Raw genomic sequence first — 23,122 nt, 5'->3', positions numbered from 1 at the left:
GCAGTCATGACCGCACCCGTCGTCTCCGCTTCGACCGACACCGGGGTCGTCCTCACCCGACGACCCGGCCGATGGATCGACGGCTTCGATCCCGAGGACACCGCGTTCTGGCAGGCCGAGGGTCGCGGCATCGCGCGACGCAACCTCGGGTGGTCGATCTTCGCCGAGTTCCTCGGTTTCATCGTGTGGCAGCTGTGGAGCATCGTCGTGGTGCTCCTGCCGTCGGCGGGATTCGCCTTCACGAGCGCGGAGACGTTCTGGCTCATCTCCCTGCCGAGCCTCGTCGGCGCGACCCTGCGGTTCCCCTACACGTTCATGGTGCCGCGGTTCGGCGGGCGCAACTGGACCATCGTGTCGGCGCTGCTGCTGCTGATCCCGTCCGTCCTGCTCGCCGTCGCGGTCGGCGACCCGCAGACGCCGTTCTGGATGATGCTCGTCATCGCCGCTCTCGCCGGATTCGGAGGCGGCAACTTCGCCAGCTCCATGGCGAACATCACCTACTTCTTCCCGCAGCGCGAGAAGGGCTGGGCGCTCGGCCTCAACGCGGCCGGCGGCAACCTCGGCACCTCGGTCGCGCAGTTCCTTGTGCCCGTCGTCGTGTCGCTCACGGCCGGCATCGGGCTCGGCCTTCCCCTGGCCGGATGGATGTGGGTGCCGTTCATCCTCGTCGCGGCCTGGGGCGCGTGGCGGTACATGGACAACCTCTCGTCGGCGAAGGCCGACTTCGCCGGTTCGGCCGCGGCGCTGCGCGAGGGGCACCTGTGGCTGCTGGCGCTGCTCTACATCGGCACGTTCGGCTCGTTCATCGGATTCTCCAGCGTGTTCCCGAAGCTGATCGCGGATCAGTTCCCCGAGTTCTCGTCGCTGCACATCGGCACCGCGGCGGTCTCCCTCGCCTTCCTCGGCGCGCTCGTGGGCTCGTTGTTCCGGCCGTTCGGCGGGCGGCTGGCCGACCGTTTCGGCGGGGCGCGCGTGACGATCGGGGCCTTCGCGGTCATGGCGCTTGGCGCCTTCGGCATCCTCGGCGTGCTGGCGCTCGGGAGCTTCTGGCTGTTCCTCCTCGGATTCCTCGTCCTGTTCGCCGCCACCGGGATCGGCAACGGCTCCACCTACCGCATGATCCCGATCGTGTTCACGGCGCGTGCGGTGGCACGGAAGGAAGCGGACGCCGCCGCCGTCGCGCGCCGAGCGGCCGCTGCCCTCGGCCTCATCTCGGGCATCGGGGCCTACGGAGGATTCCTCGTCCCGCAGGTCCTGAACGCGTCGCAGCTAGCGACCGGCGGCTACCAGGGCGCGTTCATCGGCTTCGGCATCGGCTACGTGGTGCTGCTGGTCGTCACGCTCCTCGTCTACGGCGTCCCGCGGTCGTTCCTCGACGGACGGCGGATCTGACGTGTCCTCCGGGCGCCTGCGCGTCGTGGTGGTGGGCTTCGGCCCCGTCGGCGCGCGCCTGTGCGAAGAGCTGCTTCCCGCGGTGCGCTCGGGCACGGTCGAGCTGACCGTCATCGGCGCTGAATCGGATGCCCCGTACAACCGCGTGCTGATCGCGGAGCTGGCTGCGGGCAGGGCCGACCGCGACGCGCTCCTGCTGCACGACCCGGCGGATGCTCGGGCGGCGGGAGCGCGGGTCGTGCTGGGCACGCGCGTCGTCGCGCTCGACCGCGATGCCCGGTGCGCCGAGCTCGAGACGGGGGAGCGGATCCCCTACGACCGCGTGGTCCTCGCGACGGGAGCCAGGGCGAACGTGCCGACCCTGGCCGGGCTGGACAGGCCGCGATACGACGAGGCGGCGCTCCGGCGGACCGGACCCGCGGCGATCGGATCGGACGCCCTGCTTCCCACGGGGGTCACGGTGCTGCGCGACATCGCCGACGCGGAGCGCGTGCACCGGGCGGTACGGGCCGGTGCACGCATCACCGTGCTCGGCGCCGGAGTGCTCGGGCTCGAGTTCGCCCTGCTCGCGGCGGATGCCGGGGCACAGGTGAGCGTGCTGCATCATGGTCCGACGCCGATGCCCCGCAACCTCGATCGCGGTGCCGGGACGGTGCTCGCCAGGGCGCTGAAGGACCGGGGCATCACCGTGTTCGCGCACAGCCGGGCCGAGGCGGTCGCGTTCCGTGAGAACGGCGGCAGCCGAGCCTTCGACGCCGTCGTCACGGCGGACGGGAACTACCTGCGCGGTGATCTCCTCGTGCTGTCGTGCGGGATCGGCGCCCGTACCGAGCTCGCGACCCTGGCCGGGCTCCGCACGGCGGCCGGCGTCGTCGTCGACGAGCAGCTCCGCTCCTGGAGCGACGAGGCCGTGTACGCGATCGGCGACTGCGCGCACGTCGTGCCCCGCACGGCCGAGAACGAGGCGCTCTCCCGGCTGCCGGGGGCGCCCTCCGGGCTCATCGGACCGGGATGGCGACAGGCGGCCTGGCTCGCCGCACGGCTCGCTGCCGAGGCTGCACGCATCCGGCACGACGACCCCGCCCCGATCGAGTCGGACGCCGTGGTCATGCTGAAGGACGACGACATCGACGTCGTCGCGGTCGGGGACGTCGACATCGAGCTCTGGGACCAGCCGCTCAGCGAAACGGAGCCGCTCCGGCACGTCGCGCAGTGGGCGGATCCGATGCACGGGCGCTACGTCAAGATGGTGACCCACGACGGTGTCCTCGACGCCTTCGCGTGCGTCGGGATGCCGCGCACGGCCGCAGAGCTCACCTTGCTGTACGACCGGCGCGGCGAGCTGCCGTCGGACCGCTCGCTGCTTCTGCGCCTGGACGGCGCCGACGAGATCTCCTCCGCCGCAGACGCGTTCGCCCCGACCGCCACGGTGTGCTCGTGCAACGGCGTGAGAGTGCAGCGCATCGCCGATTCGATCGCCGCGGGCAATGACACCGTGGCATGCCTCGGCCGCGACACCCGGGCCGGCACCGGATGCGGCGGCTGCAAGGGCCGTCTCGTCGACCTCATCGAGCGGTTCGCCGTGGCGGAGGCGGCGTCGGCATGAGCATCACGCCAAGCACGGACACGCACTGCCCGTACTGCGCTCTGCAGTGCGCCATGACGCTCTCCGCGCGAGCGGCGGACGCGCCCACCTCCGATCCGTCGACGACGGTGTCGGGGCGCGACTTCCCGACGAACCGCGGTGGTCTGTGCACGAAGGGCTGGACCTCCGCCTCGCTGCTGGACGCGCCGGACCGGTTGACGCACCCCCTCGTGCGCGGAGCGGACGGGACGCTCGCCGAGGCCTCGTGGGACGAGGCGCTCGATCTGGTCTCCACTCGGATCCGGTCGTTGCAGGCGGAGTCGGGCGCGGACGCGATCGGGGTGTTCGGCGGCGGCGGGCTGACCAACGAGAAGGCCTATCAGCTCGGCAAGTTCGCGCGCATCGCACTCGGCACGTCTCGCATCGACTACAACGGGCGCTTCTGCATGTCCTCCGCCGCAGCTGCTGCCAACCGCGCCTTCGGGATCGATCGCGGCCTGCCGTTCCCGCTCACGGACCTGGACGACGCATACACGGTGCTCCTGCTGGGATCGAACGTCGCCGACACCATGCCGCCGTTCCTGTCGCATCTGGCGGGGGTGCGCGCCGCCGGCGGACTGATCGTCGTCGATCCTCGGCGCAGCTCGACCGCGCGCCTCGCCGAGGGGGACCAGGGGATCCACGTCGCCCCTGCGCCGGGTACCGACCTGGAGCTGCTGCTGGGACTCACCCATATCGTCATCGCCGAGGGCCGATACGACGTCGAGGCCGTCGCCCGATGGACCACCGGGTTCGACGAGCTGCGACGCAGCGTGGCCGCATGGTGGCCGGCGCGGGTGCAGCAGGCGACGGGCGTGCCGGTAACCGTCCTCCGGCGGGTGGCGCGCCGCCTCGCGTCCGGGCGCGAGACGTTCATCCTCACCGGACGCGGCGTCGAGCAGCACGCGGACGGCACGGACACCGCGACCGCCGCCATCAACCTGGCGCTGATCCTGGGGCTTCCGACCCGGCGGGGCAGCGGGTACGGCACCCTGACCGGTCAGGGCAACGGACAGGGCGGCCGCGAGCACGGGCAGAAGTGCGACCAGCTTCCCGGATACCGCAGGATCACCGATCCCGACGCGCGTGCGCACGTCGCGGCGGTCTGGGGCGTCCCGGCCGAGGCGATGCCCGGCCCAGGCCTGCCCGCCGTTCAGCTGCTCTCATCGATCGGGCGACCCGACGGCATCCGGGCCCTGCTCGTCCACGGATCCAATCCCGTGATCTCGGCACCGGATGCCGGAACAGTGCGAAGGCGGCTGTCAGCGCTCGACCTCCTCGTCGTGTGCGACTTCTTCCGGTCCGAGACGGCGGAGCTCGCCGATGTCATCCTCCCCGTCACCCAGTGGGCCGAGGAGGAGGGGACCATGACGAATCTGGAGGGCCGGGTGATCCGGCGCCGGAGAGCGGTGGATCCGCCCGACGGCGCGCGCAGCGAGGTGTGGATCCTCGCCGAGCTGGCACGCCGTCTGGAGGCGCCCGGCCGGTTCGACACGGACCCGGCGACGGTCTTCGACGAGCTCGCGCGTGCCTCGGCCGGCGGCATCGCGGACTACTCGGGACTCAGCCACGCGGTCCTGGATGCCGGAGTCGAGGCGTACTGGCCCTACCCGGCCGGCAGCCGTGGCACGCCGCGCCCGCTGCTGGACGGCTACCGCCACCCGGACGGTCGCGCACGCATCGTGGCCGTGACCGTGCGGAGGCGGCCGGAGGAGCCGGCCTCCGGCGACCAGCTCACGCTCATCACGGGACGGCTGCTGGAGCACTACCAGTCGGGTGCGCAGACGCGTCGAGTGCCGGAGCTGACCGCCGCGCGTCCGGTCCTCGAGGCGACGGTGCATCCGTCCACCGCGGCCGACCGCGGACTGCGCGACGGGGACGAGGTCCTGCTCGAGAACGCCCGAGGCACGGTGACCGCGCGCGTGGCGACGAGTGCGGGGATCCGCCCGGACACCGTGTTCCTGCCGTTCCACTTTCCCGAGGACCGATCGGCCAACCTGCTGACCACATCGGCGACCGACCCGATCTCGGCCATGCCCGAGTTCAAGACCGCCGTCGTGCGGCTGCGGCCCGCGCAAGCACGCTGAGAGAGCGGATATCCCCGGCCCGTCTCGGCGTCCGGTCAGGACCCGCCGGGTAGACTCGATCGGTCCAGGTCAGGAGGAATCAGCATGCGGATCACGGGACTCGGCCACGCCGGGATGTTCATCGAGACGGTCGGCGGGAACATCATCTGCGACCCCGTACTCGGTCCCTCCTTCTTCGGATCCTGGTTCCCCTTCCCCGACAATCGCGGCCTCGACTGGGAACGGTACGGCCGCGACGCCGACTTCCTCTACATCTCGCACCGTCACCGCGACCACTTCGACCCGCGACTGCTCGAGCGCTACATCCGCAAGGACATCGAGGTGCTGCTGCCCGAGTACCCGACCGACGAGCTCGAGCAGGACATCCGTGCACTCGGGTACACGAACATCACGTACGCGCCGGCGGGCCAGGTCATCGAGCGCGGTGGGACGAAGATCATGATCACGCCGCTGCGCGCTCCGAGCGACGGACCGATCGGCGACTCGTCGCTGAGCGTCGACGACGGCACCGGATCGGTCCTGAACCAGAACGACTCCCACCCGCTGGATCTGGAGAAGCTGCTCGGCTTCGGCAAGCCGGACGCCTACTTCACCCAGGTCTCCGGCGCCATCTGGTGGCCGATGGTCTACGACCTGCCGCTGGACGCGAAGCAGAACTTCGCGCAGCTCAAGCGCGACGCGCAGAACAAGCGCGCGATGTACTACATCGAGAAGGTCGACGCCCCGCACGTGTTCCCGATGGCGGGTCCGCCCATGTTCCTGCGCGACGACCTGTTCGACTTCAACGGGTTCGGCCGCAACGGCGAGTCGATCTTCACCGACCAGAAGCAGTTCCTCGCCCACATGCGGGAGCTCGCCCCGCAGTACGACGGGCAGCTGTTCATCCCCGGCACCGTCGTGACGGTGGAGGCCGGCGAGGTCACGACCGAGCAGACCCTGTACACGGATGCCGAGATCGCGCACATCTTCGACGAGAAGTGGGATTACCTCGAGTCCCAGCGCGCGACGCGCCAGCAGGAGATCCAGGACGAGATCGCCACGCGCGCCGAGGTCATCCCGCCCGCCGAGATGCTCCAGGAGATCAAGCAGTGGTGGGAGCCGCTGCTGAAGAAGTCGCGCACGATCCGTCTCGGAGTCGGCGGCTGCGTCCGGTTCCGCATCGGTGAGCTGGACATGGTCGTCGACTTCCCGAAGGCGAAGGTGCGGGAGTACGCGGGGGAGGAGTGCATCTACTGGTACACGATCCCCGCCGACCTCGTGTCGACGAACATCCGCGACCACGAGATCGACTGGTCGAACTCGATCTTCCTGTCGATGCAGTTCTCGGTCGGCCGAAGCGGAAAGTTCAACGAGTTCCTCACGACGTTCCTCAAGTGCCTGTCGGTCGACCGCATCGAGTACGTCGAGAACTGGTATCAGGAGCAGACGGACCAGACCGAGGATGCCGAGATCGGCGACTGGGTCGTGCAGCGCCGCTGCCCGCACCTGCGCGCGGACCTCACGCGCACGGGGAAGATCGACGAGGACGGCGTGCTGACCTGCTCGATGCACGACTGGAAGTGGGATCTGAAGACCGGGCGATGCCTGTCCACGAGCGGTCACCCGATCCGCGCCGCCAGGATCGACGAGGTGACGGACGAGGCGCTGCGCCTGGGCGCGTAGCGTCCGCGTCATACCCGCTAGACTGAGATCACGAGCAACCTTTAACACCGTCCTGTGAGGCGGAGAAGGGAGCGGCGGATGAGCACGCGCACCGTGCTGCAGCAAGCCGATATCTCGCGGGCTCTGACCCGCATCGCGCACGAGATCCTGGAATCCAATCGCGGAGCGACCGATCTGGTCCTGCTGGGGATCCCCACCCGCGGTGTCGCCCTGGCCGAGCGCCTCGGAGCACTGATCCGCGACATCAGCCAGCAGCCGATCGCCGTCGGCGCGCTCGATGTCACGCTCTTCCGGGACGACCTCTCCCGCAACCCCACCCGGTCTCCGCATCCGACGGAGATCCCCGCGGGGGGCATCGACGGCAAGACCGTCGTGCTGGTCGACGACGTCCTCTTCTCCGGACGCAGCATCCGCGCCGCCCTGGACGCCATCCAGTCGATCGGCCGTCCCGCGGTCGTCCGGCTCGCGATCCTCGTGGACCGCGGTCACCGCGAGCTCCCGATCCGCCCGGACTTCGTCGGCAAGAACATCCCCTCTTCGCGGCAGGAGCGCGTCAACGTGCGCCTGTTCGAGTACGACGGCGCAGAGGAGGTGACGATCGAGGCATGAGGCACCTGCTCGACACCCAGACCCTGGACCGCGCCTCGGCGCTGAGGATCCTCGACGTCGCCGAGGACATGTCCGACACCCAGTCCCGCGAGGTCAAGAAGCTCCCGACTCTGCGCGGCAAGACGGTCGTGAACCTCTTCTTCGAGGACTCGACCCGCACGCGCATCTCGTTCGAGGCGGCCGCGAAGCGCCTGTCAGCCGACGTCATCAACTTCGCCGCCAAGGGGTCGAGCGTCTCGAAGGGCGAGAGCCTGAAGGACACCGCGCAGACCCTGCAGGCCATGGGCGCCGACGCCGTCGTCATCCGGCACGGCGCGTCCGGAGCCCCGCGGACGCTCGCCACGAGCGGCTGGATCACCGCCGGTGTGGTCAACGCCGGGGACGGGACGCACGAGCATCCCACGCAGGCGCTGCTGGACGCCTTCACGATCCGCAAGCGCCGGCACGGCGCGGACAGCCGGGGACGCGATCTCTCCGGCATCCGCGTGGTCATCGTCGGCGACGTGCTGCACTCGCGCGTGGCGCGATCGAACGTCTGGCTGCTGACGACGCTTGGCGCCGACGTGACGCTGGTGACCCCGCCGACGCTGATCCCGCAGAACGTGACGCAGTGGCCGGTGCGGGTGCGCTACGACCTCGACGAAGCCCTCGCCGAGGGACCGGATGCCGTCATGATGCTGCGCATCCAGCTGGAGCGCATGAACGCGGCGTATTTCCCGAGTGAGCGGGAGTATTCCCGTCGGTGGGGACTGGACGCCGTGCGTTCGGCAGGGCTGCCGGACGGTAGCATTGTGATGCACCCGGGACCCATGAACCGGGGCCTCGAGATCTCTTCCGAGGCCGCCGATTCCCCCCGCTCCACTGTGCTGGAGCAGGTCGCGAACGGCGTCTCGGTGCGAATGGCGGTGCTCTACCTGCTGCTGGCCGGAGAGCGCGAAGACGAACGAGGGGAAGTGAAGTGAGCCAGACCCTCGTCATCGCAGGCGTCCAGCTGCTCGGGCGCGAAAGCGCCGACATCGTGATCGAGGACGGCGTGATCGCCGAGATCGGCAGCGGCCTGAGCCGCGCCGGCGCCCGCACGATCGATGCAGAAGGACTCGTCGCGCTGCCCGGGCTCGTCGATCTGCACACACACCTGCGCGAACCCGGCTACGAGGCGTCCGAGACCGTCCTCACCGGCACACGTGCCGCCGCGGCCGGCGGCTTCACGGCCGTGTTCGCGATGCCGAACACCTCACCGGTCGCCGACTCGGCGGGCGTCGTCGAGCAGGAGCTGGCGCTGGGCGAGGCCGCGGGCTACGCGACCGTGCAGCCGATCGGCGCCGTCACCGTCGGGCAGAAGGGCGAACGTCTCGCCGAGCTTGGTGCGATGGCGTCCTCGCGCGCCCAGGTGCGCGTCTTCAGCGACGACGGGTTCTGCGTGTGGGACTCGTTGATCATGCGCCGAGCGCTGGAATACGTGAAGAGCTTCGACGGCGTGATCGCTCAGCACGCGCAGGACCCCCGCCTCACCGAAGGCGCGCAGATGAACGAGGGCTCCGTGTCAGCGGAGCTCGGTCTCGCAGGCTGGCCCGCGGTCGCCGAGGAGTCGATCATCGCGCGCGACGTGCTGCTCGCCGAGCACGTCGGCTCGCGCCTGCATGTCTGCCACCTCTCCACGGCCGGCTCCGTGGACATCATCCGCTGGGCCAAGAAGCGCGGCATCGCCGTCACCGCCGAGGTCACGCCGCACCACCTGCTGTTGACCGACGAGCTCGTGCGCGGCTACGACGCCCGGTACAAGGTCAACCCGCCGCTGCGGCGTGAGGAGGACGTGCTCGCGGTCCGCGAGGGCCTCGCGGACGGCACGATCGACATCGTCGCCACCGACCACGCTCCGCACCCGAGCGAGAACAAGGCCTGCGAGTGGCAGGCTGCAGCCAACGGCATGGTGGGACTGGAGAGCGCGCTGCGGGTCGTCCACCAGTCGATGGTCGACACCGGCCTGCTGGACTGGTCCGACGTGGCGCGCGTCCTGAGCACGGCGCCGGCGCGTATCGGCAGGCTCGACGGATTCGGCGCGCTCGAAGCGGGCGCCCCGGCGAACGTGACACTGTACGACCCGTCCGTCCCCGGCGTCTTCACCGAGGCCGACCTGCACGGGCGCAGCGTCAACTCGCCATACCTGGGGCGCGAGCTGCCCGGACGCGTGCAGTGGACGATCCACCGCGGCGTCCCCACGGTCGCCGACGGGACGCTGGTCGAGGAGCTGGCCCGGTGACGCGGGAGATCCTGTTCCTGGTCACGGGACTCATCGCGCTCGGCATCCTGCTCGTCATGTTCTTCGCCTGGCGACGACGACTGCGCCGCGACGCCGGCCTGTCGGCGCCGCTGGGCGTCCCCGAGCACGCCGAGGTCCGCGCGCGCCACGAGGTGCTCTACGTCTCGACCACCCGGCACGACGAGCCGCTCGAGAGGCTGGCGATCACGCCACTGGCGTACCGCGCCCGCGGAGAGCTCGCCGTGACCGACCGCGGTGTCGCGCTGTGCCTGGACGGGGCACCGACCGTGTTCCTCGCGAAGGACCGCCTCCAGGCCGTCGACCGCGCTACCGTCACGATCGATCGGGTGGTCGAACCCGGCGGCCTCGTCAAGCTCGTGTGGGACGTCGCCGACGCCCACCCGGTCGACTCCTACCTCCGCCTCACCGAAGGCGACCCTCAGAACCTCATCTCCGAACTGCGGCCGCTCATCGCGGCCCCCAAGACGGGAGCCTCGTCATGACCCATCTTCCCGATCCCGCCGTCCTCGTCCTCGAGGACGGCTCCCGCCACCCGGGACGCGCATACGGCGCCCGCGGCACCACTCTGGGCGAGGTCGTCTTCGCCACCGGCATGTCCGGATACCAGGAGACGCTCACCGACCCGTCGTACGCCGGTCAGATCGTCCTGCAGACCGCGCCGCACATCGGCAACACCGGCATGAACGACGAGGACCCCGAGTCGCGTCGCATCTGGGTGTCCGGGTACATCGTCCGCGACCCCTCGCGGGTCGTGTCGAACTGGCGCGCGACCTCCTCGCTCGACGACACCCTGGAGCGCGACGGGATCGTCGGCATCAGCGGCATCGACACCCGCGCGATCACCCGCGTGCTGCGCTCGGCCGGATCCATGCGCGGCGGCATCTTCTCCGGCGACGCGGCGTCGCTGGACGCCGACGAGCAGCTGCGCATCGTCCGCGAGGCGCCGCAGATGGCCGGTCAGAACCTGTCGGCCGAGGTGTCGGTCGCGGTCGCGGCGGTGACGCCCGCGGTGGGGGAGAAGATCGGCAACCTCGCCGTCCTCGATCTCGGCGTCAAGCAGGCCACCCTGAACAACCTCGCCGAACGCGGTTTCGAGGTCCACGTGCTGCCGCAGAACTCGTCGTTCGCGGACATCACGGCCATCGACCCGGTCGCCGTCTTCTACTCCAACGGCCCAGGGGATCCTTCGGCCTCCGACGCTCAGGTCGCCGTCTTGCGCGAGGTGCTGGACGCCAAGCTGCCCTACTTCGGCATCTGCTTCGGCAACCAGCTCTTCGGGCGGGCGCTCGGTCTCGGCACCTACAAGCTGACGTTCGGCCACCGCGGAATCAACCAGCCGGTGCGCGACAAGGCGACCGGGCGCGTCGAGATCACCGCGCACAACCACGGCTTCGCCGTCGACGCCCCGATCGAGGGCGTCTTCGACAGCCCGGCCGGATACGGCCAGGTCGAGGTCAGCCATGTCGGTCTCAACGACGACGTCGTCGAGGGTCTGCGCGCCCTCGACATCCCGGCGTTCTCCGTGCAGTACCACCCCGAGGCCGCCGCAGGCCCGCACGACGCCAACTATCTCTTCGATCGCTTCCGCGACCTGGTCGTCGCCAACCAGAAGGACTCCGAGTAATGCCCAAGCGCGACGACATCTCCTCCGTTCTCGTCATCGGATCCGGCCCGATCGTCATCGGCCAGGCCTGCGAGTTCGACTACTCCGGAACCCAGGCCTGCCGCGTGCTGCGCGAGGAGGGCGTCCGGGTGATCCTGGTCAACTCCAATCCGGCCACGATCATGACGGACCCCGACTTCGCCGACGCGACCTACATCGAGCCGATCACCCCCGAGGTCATCGAGACGATCATCGCCAAGGAGCGGCCGGACGCCATCCTGCCGACGCTCGGCGGCCAGACCGCGCTGAACGCGGCCATGGCGCTGGACAAGGCCGGCATCCTCGAGAAGTACGACGTCGAGCTCATCGGGGCCAAGGTCGAGGCCATCGAGAAGGGCGAGGACCGCCAGATCTTCAAGCAGCTCGTCCTGGACGCCGGCGCGGACGTCGCCGCCTCCGTCATCTGCCACAGCATGGACGAGCTGCTGGCGGGCGCCGAGAAGCTGGGCTATCCGCTCGTCGTCCGGCCCAGCTTCACGATGGGCGGACTCGGATCCGGGTTCGCGTACGACGAGGAGGACCTGCGCCGCATCGGCGGGGCCGGCCTGCACGACTCGCCGACCAACGAGGTGCTCCTGGAAGAGTCCATCCTGGGCTGGAAGGAGTACGAGCTCGAGCTCATGCGCGACACGGCCGACAACACGGTCGTCGTCTGCTCGATCGAGAACGTGGACCCCGTCGGCGTGCACACCGGCGACTCCATCACGGTCGCCCCGGCGCTGACGCTCACGGACCGCGAGTACCAGAAGCTGCGCGACATCGGCATCGACATCATCCGCGCGGTGGGCGTGGACACCGGCGGCTGCAACATCCAGTTCGCGGTGAACCCCGAGAACGGCCGGATCATCGTGATCGAGATGAACCCGCGCGTCTCGCGCTCCAGCGCCCTGGCGTCCAAGGCGACCGGATTCCCGATCGCGAAGCTGGCCGCCAAGCTCGCACTCGGCTACCGCCTGGACGAGATCCCCAACGACATCACGGGCGTGACGCCCGCGAGCTTCGAGCCGACGCTCGACTACGTGGTCGTCAAGGTGCCGCGCTTCGCGTTCGAGAAGTTCCCTGCCGCGGATCCGACGCTGACGACGACCATGAAGTCGGTCGGCGAGGCCATGGCCATCGGGCGCAACTACGCCACGGCCCTGCAGAAGGCCCTGCGCTCCCTCGAGAAGCGCGGCTCCAGCTTCCACTGGGGCGCCGAGGACCGGACCGTCGAAGAGCTCCTGGAGATCGCGAAGACGCCGACCGACGGCCGCATCGTGGTGCTGCAGCAGGCGCTGCGCAAGGGCGCCACGATCGAGCAGGCCTTCGAGGCCACCGCGATCGATCCGTGGTTCCTCGACCAGATCGTGCTGATCAACGAGGTCGCCGAGATCGTCCGCACCGCGCCCGAGCTGGACGCCGCGACGCTGCGCTACGCCAAGGAGCACGGCTTCTCCGACGCCCAGCTCGCCGAGCTCCGCGGCGTCGCGGAGGCCGAGATCCGGGGCGTGCGCCACGGCCTGGGCATCCGTCCGGTCTACAAGACGGTCGACACCTGCGCCGGCGAGTTCCCGGCGCTGACGCCGTACCACTACTCGAGCTATGACTCCGAGACCGAGGTCGCTCCGTCCGAGCGCACCAAGGTCGTCATCATCGGGTCCGGCCCGAACCGGATCGGCCAGGGCGTCGAATTCGACTACTCGTGCGTGCACGCGTCCTTCGCGCTGTCGGATGCCGGGTACGAGACCGTCATGGTCAACTGCAACCCGGAGACCGTCTCCACCGACTACGACACCAGCGACCGGCTCTACTTCGAGCCGCTGACCCTCGAGGACGTCCTCGAGGTGCTGGATGCCGAGGCCGCCAGCGGAACCATCCTGGGCGTCGTCTGCCAGCTGGGCGGCCAGACGCCGCTCGGACTCGCTAAGGGCATCGAGGCCGCCGGCTACACCGTGCTCGGCACGAGCCCCGCCGCGATCGACATCGCCGAGGAGCGCGAGCTGTTCTCGCGGCTGCTCGACGACGCCGGCCTCGTGGCACCGCGGCACGGCACGGCCACCGACGTGGACGGCGCGGTCGCGATCGCCGAGGAGATCGGTTACCCGGTCCTGGTGCGTCCGAGCTTCGTGCTGGGCGGACGCGGCATGGAGATCGTGTACGACACCGCGAGCCTGCGCGACTACTTCGTCCGCACGGCGGGCGAGGTCGTGATCGAGCCGGGCAAGCCGCTGCTCGTCGACCGGTTCCTCGACGATGCGATCGAGCTCGACGTGGACGCGCTGTACGACGGCCACGAGCTGTACATCGGCGGCGTCATGGAGCACCTCGAGGAGGCCGGCATCCACTCCGGGGACTCGAGCTGCACCCTGCCGCCCGTCTCCCTCGGCCGCAGCGACATCGACCGCGTCCGCAAGGCCACGCTCGCGATCGCCGAGGGCGTCGGAGTGCGCGGTCTGCTGAACGTTCAGTTCGCCATCAGCGCCGGTGTCCTTTACGTCATCGAAGCCAACCCGCGTGCCAGCCGGACCGTCCCGTTCGTCTCCAAGGCGCTCGGCATCCCGCTCGCCAAGGCGGCCAGCCGCATCATGGCCGGCGCCACGATCGCCGAGCTGAAGGGCGAGCAGCTGCTCCCCGCCGAGGACGGCTCGCAGGTCCCGCTCGACGCGCCGGTCGCCGTCAAGGAGGCTGTGCTGCCGTTCAAGCGGTTCCGGACGCGCGACGGCAAGACCGTCGACTCGGTGCTCGGTCCGGAGATGCGCTCGACCGGCGAGGTCATGGGGATCGACAAGGACTTCCCGACGGCGTTCGCGAAGAGCCAGGCGGCGGCATACGGCGGCCTGCCGACCTCGGGGACCGTGTTCATCTCCGTCGCGGACGCCGACAAGCGCGCCGTGATCCTGCCCGCACACCGGCTGCGCCAGCTCGGCTTCACGCTCGTCGCGACCGAGGGGACCGCCGAGATCCTGTCGCGCAACGGCATCCCCGTGACGGTCGTGGCGAAGTACAGCGAGACCCAGGACAGCGGGGAGCGCAACATCGTCGACCTGATCAATGACGGCGAGATCGACATCGTCGTGAACACGCCCTCGGGAGGTGCGGCCCGGGCTGACGGCTACGAGATCCGCGCCGCGGCCGTCGCGGCGGACAAGGCCCTGTTCACGACCATGGCCGTGCTCGGCGCGGCCGTCAGCGGCATGGATGCCCTCGGCGAGGGCTTCGCGGTCCGAAGCCTCCAGGAGTACGCCCTCGATCGGAAGCAGGGCCTGTGATCACGAGCTTCGGGGAGCGCGCCAGAGCGGCGCTGGCCGAGTACGGTCCGCTGTGCGTGGGCATCGACCCGCATGCGGCACTGCTCGACGCGTGGGCCCTGCCGCAGAGCGCACGCGGCGCTCGGGAGTTCGGTCTGCGCACGGTCGCGGCCGCCGCCGGACTGGTCGGCGTCGTGAAGCCGCAGGTGTCGTTCTTCGAGCGCTTCGGATCCGCCGGATTCGCGGCCCTCGAGGACGTGCTCTCCGAGGCGCGCTCGGCCGGGCTGATCACGATCGCCGACGCCAAGCGCGGAGACATCGGAACGACCATGGACGCGTACGCCGCCGCGTGGTTCACCCCCGGGTCCCCGCTCGAGGCCGATGCGCTCACGGTCAACCCGTACCTCGGCGTGGGCGCGCTGGACAGCACGTTCGCCCTGGCCGCGCGCCACGGCAAGGGCACGTTCGTGCTCGCCGCGACGAGCAATCCGGATGCCGCGCCCGTGCAGCGGGCGACGGGCGCCGAGAGCCGGACCGTGTCCGCGGCTGTCGTCGCGGCGGTGTCCGAGCGGAACGCCGCGGAGGCGCGGGACGGCGAATGGGCGAGCAACGGCTTCGTCGTCGGCGCCACCATCGACTGGCAGTCCGCGGGACTGGCACCGTTCACTCCGCCCGCGCCGATCCTCGGCCCCGGTTTCGGTGCGCAGGGTGCGGGTCCCGCCGATCTGCTCGCCCGCTACGGCGCCGCCGCGGGACAGGTGATCGCGAGCGAGAGCCGCAGCATCCTCTCGGCCGGCCCCGACGGACTCGCCCAGGCGATCTCGGCGGCCGCCGAGCGCTACCGGGAGGTGCTCCGTGGCTGACAAGCGCGCCGTTCCCGAGGTCGATCGCGTCGCTGCCGCTCACCGTGCGGTGGAGCGCCGCCGCGCCAGGGCAGCCATGAAGCGCGACCTGACCACGCGCGTCGTCGCTCCGCAGTCCGTCCTGGCGGAGGCGATCGCGGATCCGGACTCCGTGGCGGGATCGTTCCGCGTCACCGACTTCCTCCTCGCCCTCCCGGCGATCGGGGTCGGAAAGCGCGACCGGATCCTCGAGGAGCTGCACATCTCGCCCGTGAAGCGGCTCGGCGGTCTCGGCATCCGTCAGCGCGACGTGCTCGCCGCCTGGCTCGACCGCCGCTTCCCGCCGCACCGCCCGCGCGCCGGGCGCAGCAGGCTGCTCGTGCTCGCCGGTCCCACCGCGGTCGGCAAGGGGACCGTCGCGGCGCACATCCGGGAAGCGCATCCCGAGATCCACCTGTCGGTGTCCGCGACGACACGCGCTCCGCGCCCCGGCGAGGTCGACGGCGTGCACTACTACTTTGTCTCCGACGACGAGTTCGATCGGCTCATCGCCGACGGCGAGCTCCTGGAGTACGCCGTGGTGCACAACCGCAGCCGGTACGGGACACCGCGCAGGCCGATCGACGAGGCTCTCGCGGCCGGAAAGACGGTTCTTCTCGAGATCGATCTGCAGGGCGCACGGCAGGTGCGCGCGGCCGAGCCGTCCGCCACGCTGATCTTCCTGCTGCCGCCCTCCTGGGACGAGCTGGTGCACAGACTGGTCGGTCGCGGCACGGAGGACGAGGAGGAGCGGACACGCCGCCTGCGCACCGCGAAGGTCGAACTGGCGGCCCAGAGCGAGTTCGATTACCTCATTGTGAACGAGGATGTCTCCTCGGCGGCCCGCGAGGTCGTAGAATTGTCCGAGGCGACTGCGCGCTGAGCATCGTCGCGCGCCCGCCGATTCGACTTCGCGACGAACCCGTCGCCTGATCTGGAGGTCCCACCATGGCCGGACACCACACCAACGGCATCATCGATCCGCCCATCGACAACCTGCTCGACCGCGTCGAGTCGAAGTACGAACTGGTCATCTACGCGGCCAAGCGCGCGCGCCAGATCAACGACTACTACTCCGACCTGCACGAGGGCAACCTCTTCGACAACGTCGGTCCGCTCGTGGACTCGTCGGTCGAGGACAAGCCGCTCACGATCGCGCTCCACGAGATCAACGAGGACAAGCTGCGCATCCGTCACGCCGAGTAAGAGCGCGACAGCCTTCATGACCGCTCTGCGCCTGTTCACGTCCGAATCCGTCACCGAGGGCCACCCGGACAAGATCTGCGACCAGATCTCCGACAGCATCCTCGACGGCCTCATCGCCAAGGACCCCGGCTCGCGCGTCGCGGTGGAGACTCTCGTCACCACCGGCCTCGTGCACGTCGCGGGAGAGATCCGCACCGAGGCGTACGTCGACATCCCCACGATCGTCCGCCAGGTCGTCAACGGGATCGGCTACACCTCCAGCGACACCGGATTCGACGGCGACTCGTGCGGTGTCAGCGTGTCGGTGGGGGAGCAGTCCACCGACATCGCGCACGGCGTCGACCAGGCGCAGGAGCACCGCGACGGCAGCTCCACCGAGGAGCGCGACGGTCTGGGCGCCGGGGACCAGGGCATCATGTTCGGGTTCGCCACGAACGAGACCCCGCAGCTCATGCCGATGGCGGGCTGGACCGCGCACCGCATCGCGGAGCGGCTCACCGAGGTGCGCCGGTCGGGTCTCCTGCCGTACCTGCGACCGGACGGCAAGACGCAGGTCACCCTCGGCTATGACGGCTTCACCCCGAAGACGGTCGACGCCGTCGTCCTGTCCACACAGCACCACCCGGACATCTCGCAGGAGGAGCTGAAGGCGCAGGTGCGCGAGCACGTCATCGACCCGGTCCTCGCCTCCACCGGCCTCGACATCCCGGCGGACCTCACGTACTACATCAACCCGGCGGGCCCGTTCGTCACAGGCGGACCCAAGGGGGATGCGGGCCTCACCGGCCGCAAGATCATCATCGACACCTACGGCGGTGCGGCACGCCACGGCGGCGGCGCGTTCAGCGGCAAGGACCCCTCGAAGGTCGACCGCTCCGGCGCCTACGCCATGCGCTGGGTCGCCAAGAACGCGATCGCCGCGGGACTGGCCGACCGCATCGAAGTGCAGGTGGCCTACGCGATCGGCGTCGCGCGTCCGGTCGGACTGTACGTTGAGACCTTCGGAACCGGCACCGTGGACGACGAGGTGATCACGAAGGCGATCACCGACGTCTTCGACCTGCGCCCGCAGGCCATCATCGAGGAGCTCGATCTGCTGCGCCCGATCTACGCGCAGACCGCCGCCTATGGCCACTTCGGTCGTGAGCTGCCGGACTTCACCTGGGAGCGGACCGACCGCGCCGATCAGCTGCGCCGCGCCGCCGGGCTCTGATGGCCCGCGAGAGCCGGCGCATCGCGCGCGTGCTCCTGGACTCGCCGCTGCCCCAGCTGGACCGGCTCTTCGACTACGCCCTGCCGGAGGAGCTGGGGGAGGTCTCGCCCGGAGTGCGCGTCAAGGTACCGCTTCGCACCGCGGGCCGCGTCGTCGACGGCTTCATCGTCGAGATCGCCGCCGAGGACGATGCAGACAGGCCGCTGTCCGAGGTCGACAGTGTGGTCTCGGATGTCCCGGTGCTCACGGACGCGCTGTACCGGCTCGCTCGACGCACGGCCGATCGCGCGGCCGGATCTGCCTCCGACATCCTGCGGCTGGCGATCCCGAAACGCCAGGTCCGCGTCGAGAAGGCCTGGGCGCAGGATGCCGCGGCCCCCGTGCCGGAGCCCGAGGCCCTCGAAGCGGCCGGTGTCGTGATCGACGGCTACGCCGGTCTCGCCGAGGTCCTCGCCGACGGCGGCCGCGCCGCAATCGAGGCGATCCCAGCCCTGGACGACGGAGTGCCGGCCTGGACGACGCTCGTCGCGGCGGCCGCGGTGCGCACCCTCGCGGCCGGCCGCTCCAGCGTGATCGTCGTACCCGACCACCGCGACCTGGATCGCGCGGTCGCCGCCCTGGAGAAGATGCTTCCCGACGGCGCACTCGTGCGCCACGACGCGAGGCAGGCCAATCCGGATCGCTACCGTGCGTTCCTGCGCACGCTCGAGGACGCTCCGTGCGTCGTCATCGGCAATCGCTCCGCCGTGTACGCGCCGGTGCGCGCCGGCCTCGTCGTGATCTGGGACGACGGAGATCCGCTGCTGTCCGAGCCGCTGGCACCCTACGTGCACGCGCGCGACGCCGCACTGCTGCGGCAGGAGCAGGAGGGCAGTGCGCTGCTGTTCGCCGGGCACACGCGCACGAGCGACGTGGAGCGCCTCGTCCAACTCGGCTGGCTGCAGGACGTCCGTGCGGTCCGACGCGTCCTGCCTCGTGTCCAGCTGAGCACGCCCCAGGAACTCGAGCAGGGCGGCGCACGGATGCCGTCGAGTGCCTTCCGCTCCGCTCGCTCCGCCGCCGCCGAAGGACCCGTCCTCGTGCAGGTGGCCCGCCCCGGGTTCGCGCCGTCGCTCGTCTGCGCCGACTGCCGACGGCCCGCCCGCTGCCCCCAGTGCGCGGGGCCGCTCGGCGCACGGAACCGGGGCGCGGTGCCCGTGTGCGGCTGGTGCGGCCGCTCCGCGCGCACCTGGACGTGCCCGGAGTGCTCCTCGACGCGGCTGCGGCTGGCGTCCTCGGGAAGCGAGCGCACGGCTGACGAACTGGGACGCGCATTCCCCGGCATCCGCGTCATCGTGGCGGACGGTGCGCACCCCGTCGAGCGGGTCGACGACAAGCCGTGCCTGGTCGTCGCCACCCGCGGAGCCGAGCCCCTCGCTGAGGGGGGATACCGTGCGGTCGTGCTGCTGGACGGACCGCGGATGCTTCAGGCCCCAGATCTGCGCATCGGCGAGTCCTGCCTGCGCTGGTGGTCGAACGCCGCGGCTCTCGCGGCGCCGGGGGCGCCGGTGCACCTCGTCGGCATCTCGGGTCCCGCTGCCCTCGCCCTCGCGACCTGGACGCAGCCGGGATACGCCCGCGGCGAGCTGGAGACGCGCGCGCCGCTGCACATGCCGCCGACCGTCCGCGTCGCACAGGTCGAGGGGACCTCGGCCTCGGTGCGCGCAGCGGTCGAGTCGCTGCGCGCGATCGGCCTGCTGCCCGACGCCGTCCTCGGCCCCGTCCCGGTCGCGGACGGCGAGGGTCGCGTCCGCGCGCTGGTGCGTTTCGAATACGGCGCCGGGCCCGCGGTGGCGAGCACGCTGCGGGCGCAGGTCATCGCCGACGCCGTGCAGCGCCGACGCGGCCGGGGACGCCCGGCGAAGGCCACGCTCGGCGTGCGTCTCGATATCCTCGAACCTGAGATCTGATCCCCCCGGAGAACCTTCATGCGCCTCGTCTTCGCCGGCACGCCCGCCGTCGCCGTCCCCACCCTGCGGCTGCTCGCATCCCAGCACGAGGTCGCGGCCGTCATCACGCGCCCGGACGCTCCGCTCGGGCGCAAGCGCGTCCTGACCCCCTCGCCGGTCGCCGCGGCAGCTGAGGAACGGGGTCTCGAGGTCATCAAGGCCGCCCGCCTGGACGCCGACGTCACGGAGCGCATCTCCGCACTGGCGCCGGAGCTGGGCGTGATCGTCGCCTATGGCGGACTGGTGCGCGAACCCCTGCTCTCCACCCCGGAGCACGGATGGATCAACCTGCACTTCTCCCTGTTGCCCGCGTGGCGCGGCGCCGCGCCGGTCCAGCGTGCTCTCATCGCCGGGGACGACGTCCTCGGGGCGAGCGTGTTCCAGCTCGTCCCGGAGCTCGATGCCGGCGATGTGTACGACTCCCGCGTGATCGACGTCCCGCACGACGCCACCGCGGACGTCGCCCTCGACGCCCTCGCCGAGTCCGGCGCGCCGCTCACCGCGGAGGTCGTGGCCTCGATCGCCGCGGGGTCCGCGTCCCCGCAGCCGCAGTCCGGCACCGTCACGCTCGCCCCGAAGCTCTCTCTCTCCGACGGGCTGCTCGACTTCACCCGCCCGTTCACGGAGGTCTACGCCAGGTTCCGCGGTGTCACCCCTGAACCGGGGGCGCACACGACCGTCGACGGCGCCCGGTTGAAGATCCTCGCGGCGGAGCCGGCATCCGGTGACGAGAGACCCGCGCCCGGGGTCATGACGGGGACGAAGCACGCCGTCCTCATCGGCACGGCCACGGACCCCCTGGCGGTGACCAGGGTCCAGCCTGCGGGAAAGCCGGGCATGGCCGCGGCCGACTGGTGGCGGGGACGGCGCGAGGGCGAGAGCACGGTGGCGGGATCATGAATGACCGGCGCTCCTCCCGACGGCCCACCCGGCCAGGCGGGCGCCCGCAGCCGGACCGCTCAGTGCAACCGGCGAGGCGGGTCGCGTACGACGTGATCCGCGCCGTGTCCGAATCGGATGCCTACGCGAATCTCCTCCTTCCCGCCGCGATCGCCGAGGCCGGTCTCGGCCCGCAGGACGCGAGCCTCGCCACGGAGCTCACCTACGGAACGCTCCGCCGTCGCGGCACGTACGACGCGATCATCGCGGAAGCGGCCGGACGCGACACGGCGGACATCGACCCCGGCGTGCTCGACGCCCTGCGGCTCGGTGCCCACCAGCTGCTCGCCACCCGGGTGGCCTCTCATGCCGCGGTGAACGAGTCCGTGAACCTCGCCGCGTCCGGCAGCAGGGGCGCCGCGGGCTTCGCCAACGCCGTGCTGCGCCGCATCGCTCGCGACACTCCGGGGGAGTGGGACGAGCGGATCGCGCGCCAGGCGCGGTCGGACGACGAACGCCTCGGGCTGCGCGCGGCGCACCCGGTATGGGTCATCCGTGCCCTGCGTCGGGCACTCGCGGCCGAAGACCGGATCGACGAGCTCGACGCGCTGCTGGAGGCGGACAACGCGTCGCCCGAGGTGACGCTGGCGGCGCTTCCCGGTCTCGCCGAACCGGCGGAGCCGCGGCGCCCGTACGCTCCGACGGCCTTCGGTGCCCCGGGCGGCGATCCGCGCGCCTACCTGGCGGAGTCGGGCGGCACCGTCCGCGTGCAGGACGAGGGCTCCCAGCTCGTCGCCCTGGCGCTCACCGCGGCGACTCCGGTCGACGAGGGGGAGCAGTGGCTCGACCTGTGCGCCGGACCGGGAGGCAAGACCGCACTGCTGGCGGCGATCGCCCACGCGCACGGCGCACGACTGGAGGCGAACGAGGTCGTCCCTGCCAGGGCCGGCCTCGTCCGCAACGCCCTGCGGCCCCTGCCGATCGACGTGCCGGTCCACGAGGAGGACGGCCGCCTCTTCGCGGCCGCGCGTCCCTCGACGTTCGACCGCATCCTCGTCGACGCCCCGTGTACGGGTCTCGGAGCTCTCCGCCGACGTCCCGAGGCGCGCTGGCGCAAGACCCCGGCGGACATCGCCGAGCTGACAGCGCTGCAGGAGGAGCTGCTGCTCGCCGCCGTGGAGGCGCTGCGCCCCGGGGGCGTCGTCGCCTATGCGACATGCTCCCCGCACCTCGCCGAGACCGCCGGAGTGGTGTCCGAGGTGCTCCGCGTGCGGGACGACCTCGTCGAGCTCGACGCCAGGGCCGTGATGTCCGGGCTCAGCCGCTCGCCGATCGACCTCGCCTCCGACGGCACCGGTCGCGTGCAGCTGTGGCCGCACCGGCACGGCACCGACGCCATGTTCCTCGCGCTGCTGCAGCGCACCGAGAAGGGATCCCGATGACCGAGCTGCCCCGCGCCCCGCGCATCAACCCGAGCATCCTCGCCGCCGACTTCGTCAACATGCAGGCGGAGCTGGCCCGGATCGCCACGGCCGACTTCGTGCACGTCGACGTCATGGACAATCACTTCGTCCCGAACCTCACGTTCGGGCCGCAGATGGTCGAGCGCATCCAGGCGACGAGTCCCGTGCCGCTCGATGTGCATCTGATGATCAGCGACCCGGACCGCTGGGCGCCCGGATACGCCGAGCTCGGCGCGGCGAGCGTGACCTTCCACCTCGAGGCCGCTGCGGACCCGATCGCCCTCGCGCGCCGGCTGCGCGACATCGGCGCACGCGCCGGGGTCGCGATCAAGCCGGGGACGGCGGGGGAGCGGCTGTACGACGTGCTCGACGAGTTCGATCAGATCCTCGTCATGACCGTCGAGCCGGGATTCGGCGGACAGGGGTTCCTTCCCGAGACGATGCCCAAGCTGCGCTCTCTCGTCGACGAGGCCCGCCGGCGCGGCTCCGACGTGTGGTTCCAGGTGGACGGAGGGATCTCCGCCGCCACGATCGATCAGGCCGCCGCGGCCGGGGCCGACACCTTCGTCGCGGGCTCCGCCGTGTACGGCGCCGAGAACGTCGAGGCGGCGATCAGCGGGCTCAGGGACCTCGCGCGAGCCGCTAGCCTGGAATCGTGAAGACTTTCGACGAGCTGTTCGCCGAGCTCCGCGTCAAGGCCGAGACCCGCCCAGAGGGATCCGGCACCGTCGCCGAGCTCGACGGGGGCGTGCACACGATCGGCAAGAAGATCGTCGAGGAGGCCGCCGAGGTCTGGATGGCGTCGGAGTACGAGTCCGACGAGGCGGCGGCGGAGGAGATCTCCCAGCTGCTCTACCACGTGCAGGTGATGATGATCGCGAAGGGGCTCAGCCTTCAGGACGTGTACCGACATCTCTGATGCGCCCCGTCCCGCCGCTCTCCTGAAC

General features: G+C 70.8%; 19 protein-coding genes. All 19 read left to right on the top strand.

The window, feature by feature from the left end; genetic code table 11:
- Positions 1–6 precede the first annotated feature (6 nt).
- The 19 genes from AC3RXZ_RS02130 to AC3RXZ_RS02040 all read left to right on the top strand — a co-directional run bounded on the left by AC3RXZ_RS02130 (position 7) and on the right by AC3RXZ_RS02040 (position 23,094).
- Positions 7–1,392 carry an MFS transporter gene (locus AC3RXZ_RS02130; RefSeq protein ID WP_491493029.1) on the top strand — a complete coding sequence of 462 codons (1,386 nt, stop codon included), beginning with the start codon at positions 7–9 and terminating at the stop codon, positions 1,390–1,392.
- A gap of 1 nt (position 1,393) precedes the next feature.
- On the top strand, positions 1,394–2,998 hold the full coding sequence (locus AC3RXZ_RS02125; RefSeq protein WP_243225647.1) for an FAD-dependent oxidoreductase: 1,605 nt from the start codon (positions 1,394–1,396) through the stop codon (positions 2,996–2,998).
- A 2-nt stretch (positions 2,999–3,000) separates the two neighbouring features.
- A complete protein-coding gene (locus tag AC3RXZ_RS02120) occupies positions 3,001–5,103 on the top strand; it encodes a molybdopterin oxidoreductase family protein (protein WP_491493493.1) in 2,103 nt (700 codons plus the stop codon).
- A gap of 84 nt (positions 5,104–5,187) precedes the next feature.
- A complete protein-coding gene (locus AC3RXZ_RS02115) occupies positions 5,188–6,765 on the top strand; it encodes a Rieske 2Fe-2S domain-containing protein (protein WP_491493028.1) in 1,578 nt (525 codons plus the stop codon).
- A 78-nt stretch (positions 6,766–6,843) separates the two neighbouring features.
- Complete coding sequence (gene pyrR / locus AC3RXZ_RS02110; RefSeq protein ID WP_243225653.1) at positions 6,844–7,374, top strand: bifunctional pyr operon transcriptional regulator/uracil phosphoribosyltransferase PyrR; 531 nt, start codon at positions 6,844–6,846, stop codon at positions 7,372–7,374.
- Positions 7,371–8,336 carry an aspartate carbamoyltransferase catalytic subunit gene (locus tag AC3RXZ_RS02105; protein WP_243225655.1) on the top strand — a complete coding sequence of 322 codons (966 nt, stop codon included), beginning with the start codon at positions 7,371–7,373 and terminating at the stop codon, positions 8,334–8,336. Before pyrR ends, AC3RXZ_RS02105 begins: the two co-directional genes overlap by 4 nt.
- Before the next feature lie 14 nt (positions 8,337–8,350).
- Positions 8,351–9,634, top strand: a complete 1,284-nt coding sequence (locus tag AC3RXZ_RS02100; RefSeq protein WP_374208926.1) for a dihydroorotase — start codon at positions 8,351–8,353, stop codon at positions 9,632–9,634.
- Positions 9,631–10,137 carry a PH-like domain-containing protein gene (locus tag AC3RXZ_RS02095; protein ID WP_243225657.1) on the top strand — a complete coding sequence of 169 codons (507 nt, stop codon included), beginning with the start codon at positions 9,631–9,633 and terminating at the stop codon, positions 10,135–10,137. The genes AC3RXZ_RS02100 and AC3RXZ_RS02095 overlap by 4 nt, the downstream gene beginning before the upstream one ends.
- The gene (gene carA, locus AC3RXZ_RS02090; protein WP_243225658.1) at positions 10,134–11,279 is read left to right on the top strand and encodes a glutamine-hydrolyzing carbamoyl-phosphate synthase small subunit; all 1,146 of its coding nucleotides are present in this window, start codon (positions 10,134–10,136) and stop codon (positions 11,277–11,279) included. Before AC3RXZ_RS02095 ends, carA begins: the two co-directional genes overlap by 4 nt.
- Entirely contained in the window at positions 11,279–14,566 is a 3,288-nt protein-coding gene (gene carB, locus AC3RXZ_RS02085) for a carbamoyl-phosphate synthase large subunit (RefSeq protein ID WP_243225659.1), read from the top strand. Before carA ends, carB begins: the two co-directional genes overlap by 1 nt.
- Positions 14,566–15,408, top strand: coding sequence for an orotidine-5'-phosphate decarboxylase (pyrF, locus tag AC3RXZ_RS02080; RefSeq protein ID WP_491493492.1), 843 nt, complete (start codon positions 14,566–14,568; stop codon positions 15,406–15,408). The genes carB and pyrF overlap by 1 nt, the downstream gene beginning before the upstream one ends.
- Complete coding sequence (gene gmk / locus AC3RXZ_RS02075) at positions 15,401–16,309, top strand: guanylate kinase (protein ID WP_243225661.1); 909 nt, start codon at positions 15,401–15,403, stop codon at positions 16,307–16,309. The genes pyrF and gmk overlap by 8 nt, the downstream gene beginning before the upstream one ends.
- A 65-nt stretch (positions 16,310–16,374) precedes the next feature.
- A complete protein-coding gene (gene rpoZ, locus AC3RXZ_RS02070; protein WP_243225662.1) occupies positions 16,375–16,632 on the top strand; it encodes a DNA-directed RNA polymerase subunit omega in 258 nt (85 codons plus the stop codon).
- A 16-nt stretch (positions 16,633–16,648) separates the two neighbouring features.
- Positions 16,649–17,845, top strand: coding sequence for a methionine adenosyltransferase (gene metK / locus AC3RXZ_RS02065; protein ID WP_491493027.1), 1,197 nt, complete (start codon positions 16,649–16,651; stop codon positions 17,843–17,845).
- A complete protein-coding gene (locus tag AC3RXZ_RS02060) occupies positions 17,845–19,794 on the top strand; it encodes a primosomal protein N' family DNA-binding protein (protein ID WP_491493026.1) in 1,950 nt (649 codons plus the stop codon). Before metK ends, AC3RXZ_RS02060 begins: the two co-directional genes overlap by 1 nt.
- An 18-nt stretch (positions 19,795–19,812) precedes the next feature.
- Positions 19,813–20,733, top strand: coding sequence for a methionyl-tRNA formyltransferase (locus AC3RXZ_RS02055; RefSeq protein ID WP_491493025.1), 921 nt, complete (start codon positions 19,813–19,815; stop codon positions 20,731–20,733).
- Positions 20,730–22,154 carry an RsmB/NOP family class I SAM-dependent RNA methyltransferase gene (locus AC3RXZ_RS02050; RefSeq protein WP_498265580.1) on the top strand — a complete coding sequence of 475 codons (1,425 nt, stop codon included), beginning with the start codon at positions 20,730–20,732 and terminating at the stop codon, positions 22,152–22,154. Before AC3RXZ_RS02055 ends, AC3RXZ_RS02050 begins: the two co-directional genes overlap by 4 nt.
- Positions 22,151–22,834: a ribulose-phosphate 3-epimerase gene (gene rpe, locus AC3RXZ_RS02045; RefSeq protein ID WP_491493023.1), complete on the top strand. Its 684-nt coding sequence runs from the start codon at positions 22,151–22,153 to the stop codon at positions 22,832–22,834. The genes AC3RXZ_RS02050 and rpe overlap by 4 nt, the downstream gene beginning before the upstream one ends.
- Positions 22,831–23,094 carry a phosphoribosyl-ATP diphosphatase gene (locus tag AC3RXZ_RS02040; protein ID WP_243225668.1) on the top strand — a complete coding sequence of 88 codons (264 nt, stop codon included), beginning with the start codon at positions 22,831–22,833 and terminating at the stop codon, positions 23,092–23,094. Before rpe ends, AC3RXZ_RS02040 begins: the two co-directional genes overlap by 4 nt.
- Positions 23,095–23,122 lie beyond the last annotated feature (28 nt).

It is taken from the genome of Microbacterium cucumeris, from assembly GCF_058349845.2.
This window is presented reverse-complemented; position numbering and strand designations above follow the sequence as displayed.

What these genes read in the sequence shown, in the direction of transcription:
- AC3RXZ_RS02130 (WP_491493029.1), top strand. Translation starts at nt 7, where the DNA reads ATGACCGCACCCGTCGTCTCCGCTTCGACCGACACCGGGGTCGTCCTC.
- AC3RXZ_RS02115 (WP_491493028.1), top strand. Translation starts at nt 5,188, where the DNA reads ATGCGGATCACGGGACTCGGCCACGCCGGGATGTTCATCGAGACGGTC.
- pyrR (WP_243225653.1), top strand. Translation starts at nt 6,844, where the DNA reads ATGAGCACGCGCACCGTGCTGCAGCAAGCCGATATCTCGCGGGCTCTG.
- AC3RXZ_RS02105 (WP_243225655.1), top strand. Translation starts at nt 7,371, where the DNA reads ATGAGGCACCTGCTCGACACCCAGACCCTGGACCGCGCCTCGGCGCTG.
- carA (WP_243225658.1), top strand. Translation starts at nt 10,134, where the DNA reads ATGACCCATCTTCCCGATCCCGCCGTCCTCGTCCTCGAGGACGGCTCC.
- carB (WP_243225659.1), top strand. Translation starts at nt 11,279, where the DNA reads ATGCCCAAGCGCGACGACATCTCCTCCGTTCTCGTCATCGGATCCGGC.
- rpoZ (WP_243225662.1), top strand. Translation starts at nt 16,375, where the DNA reads ATGGCCGGACACCACACCAACGGCATCATCGATCCGCCCATCGACAAC.
- metK (WP_491493027.1), top strand. Translation starts at nt 16,649, where the DNA reads ATGACCGCTCTGCGCCTGTTCACGTCCGAATCCGTCACCGAGGGCCAC.
- AC3RXZ_RS02060 (WP_491493026.1), top strand. Translation starts at nt 17,845, where the DNA reads ATGGCCCGCGAGAGCCGGCGCATCGCGCGCGTGCTCCTGGACTCGCCG.
- AC3RXZ_RS02055 (WP_491493025.1), top strand. Translation starts at nt 19,813, where the DNA reads ATGCGCCTCGTCTTCGCCGGCACGCCCGCCGTCGCCGTCCCCACCCTG.
- AC3RXZ_RS02050 (WP_498265580.1), top strand. Translation starts at nt 20,730, where the DNA reads ATGAATGACCGGCGCTCCTCCCGACGGCCCACCCGGCCAGGCGGGCGC.
- rpe (WP_491493023.1), top strand. Translation starts at nt 22,151, where the DNA reads ATGACCGAGCTGCCCCGCGCCCCGCGCATCAACCCGAGCATCCTCGCC.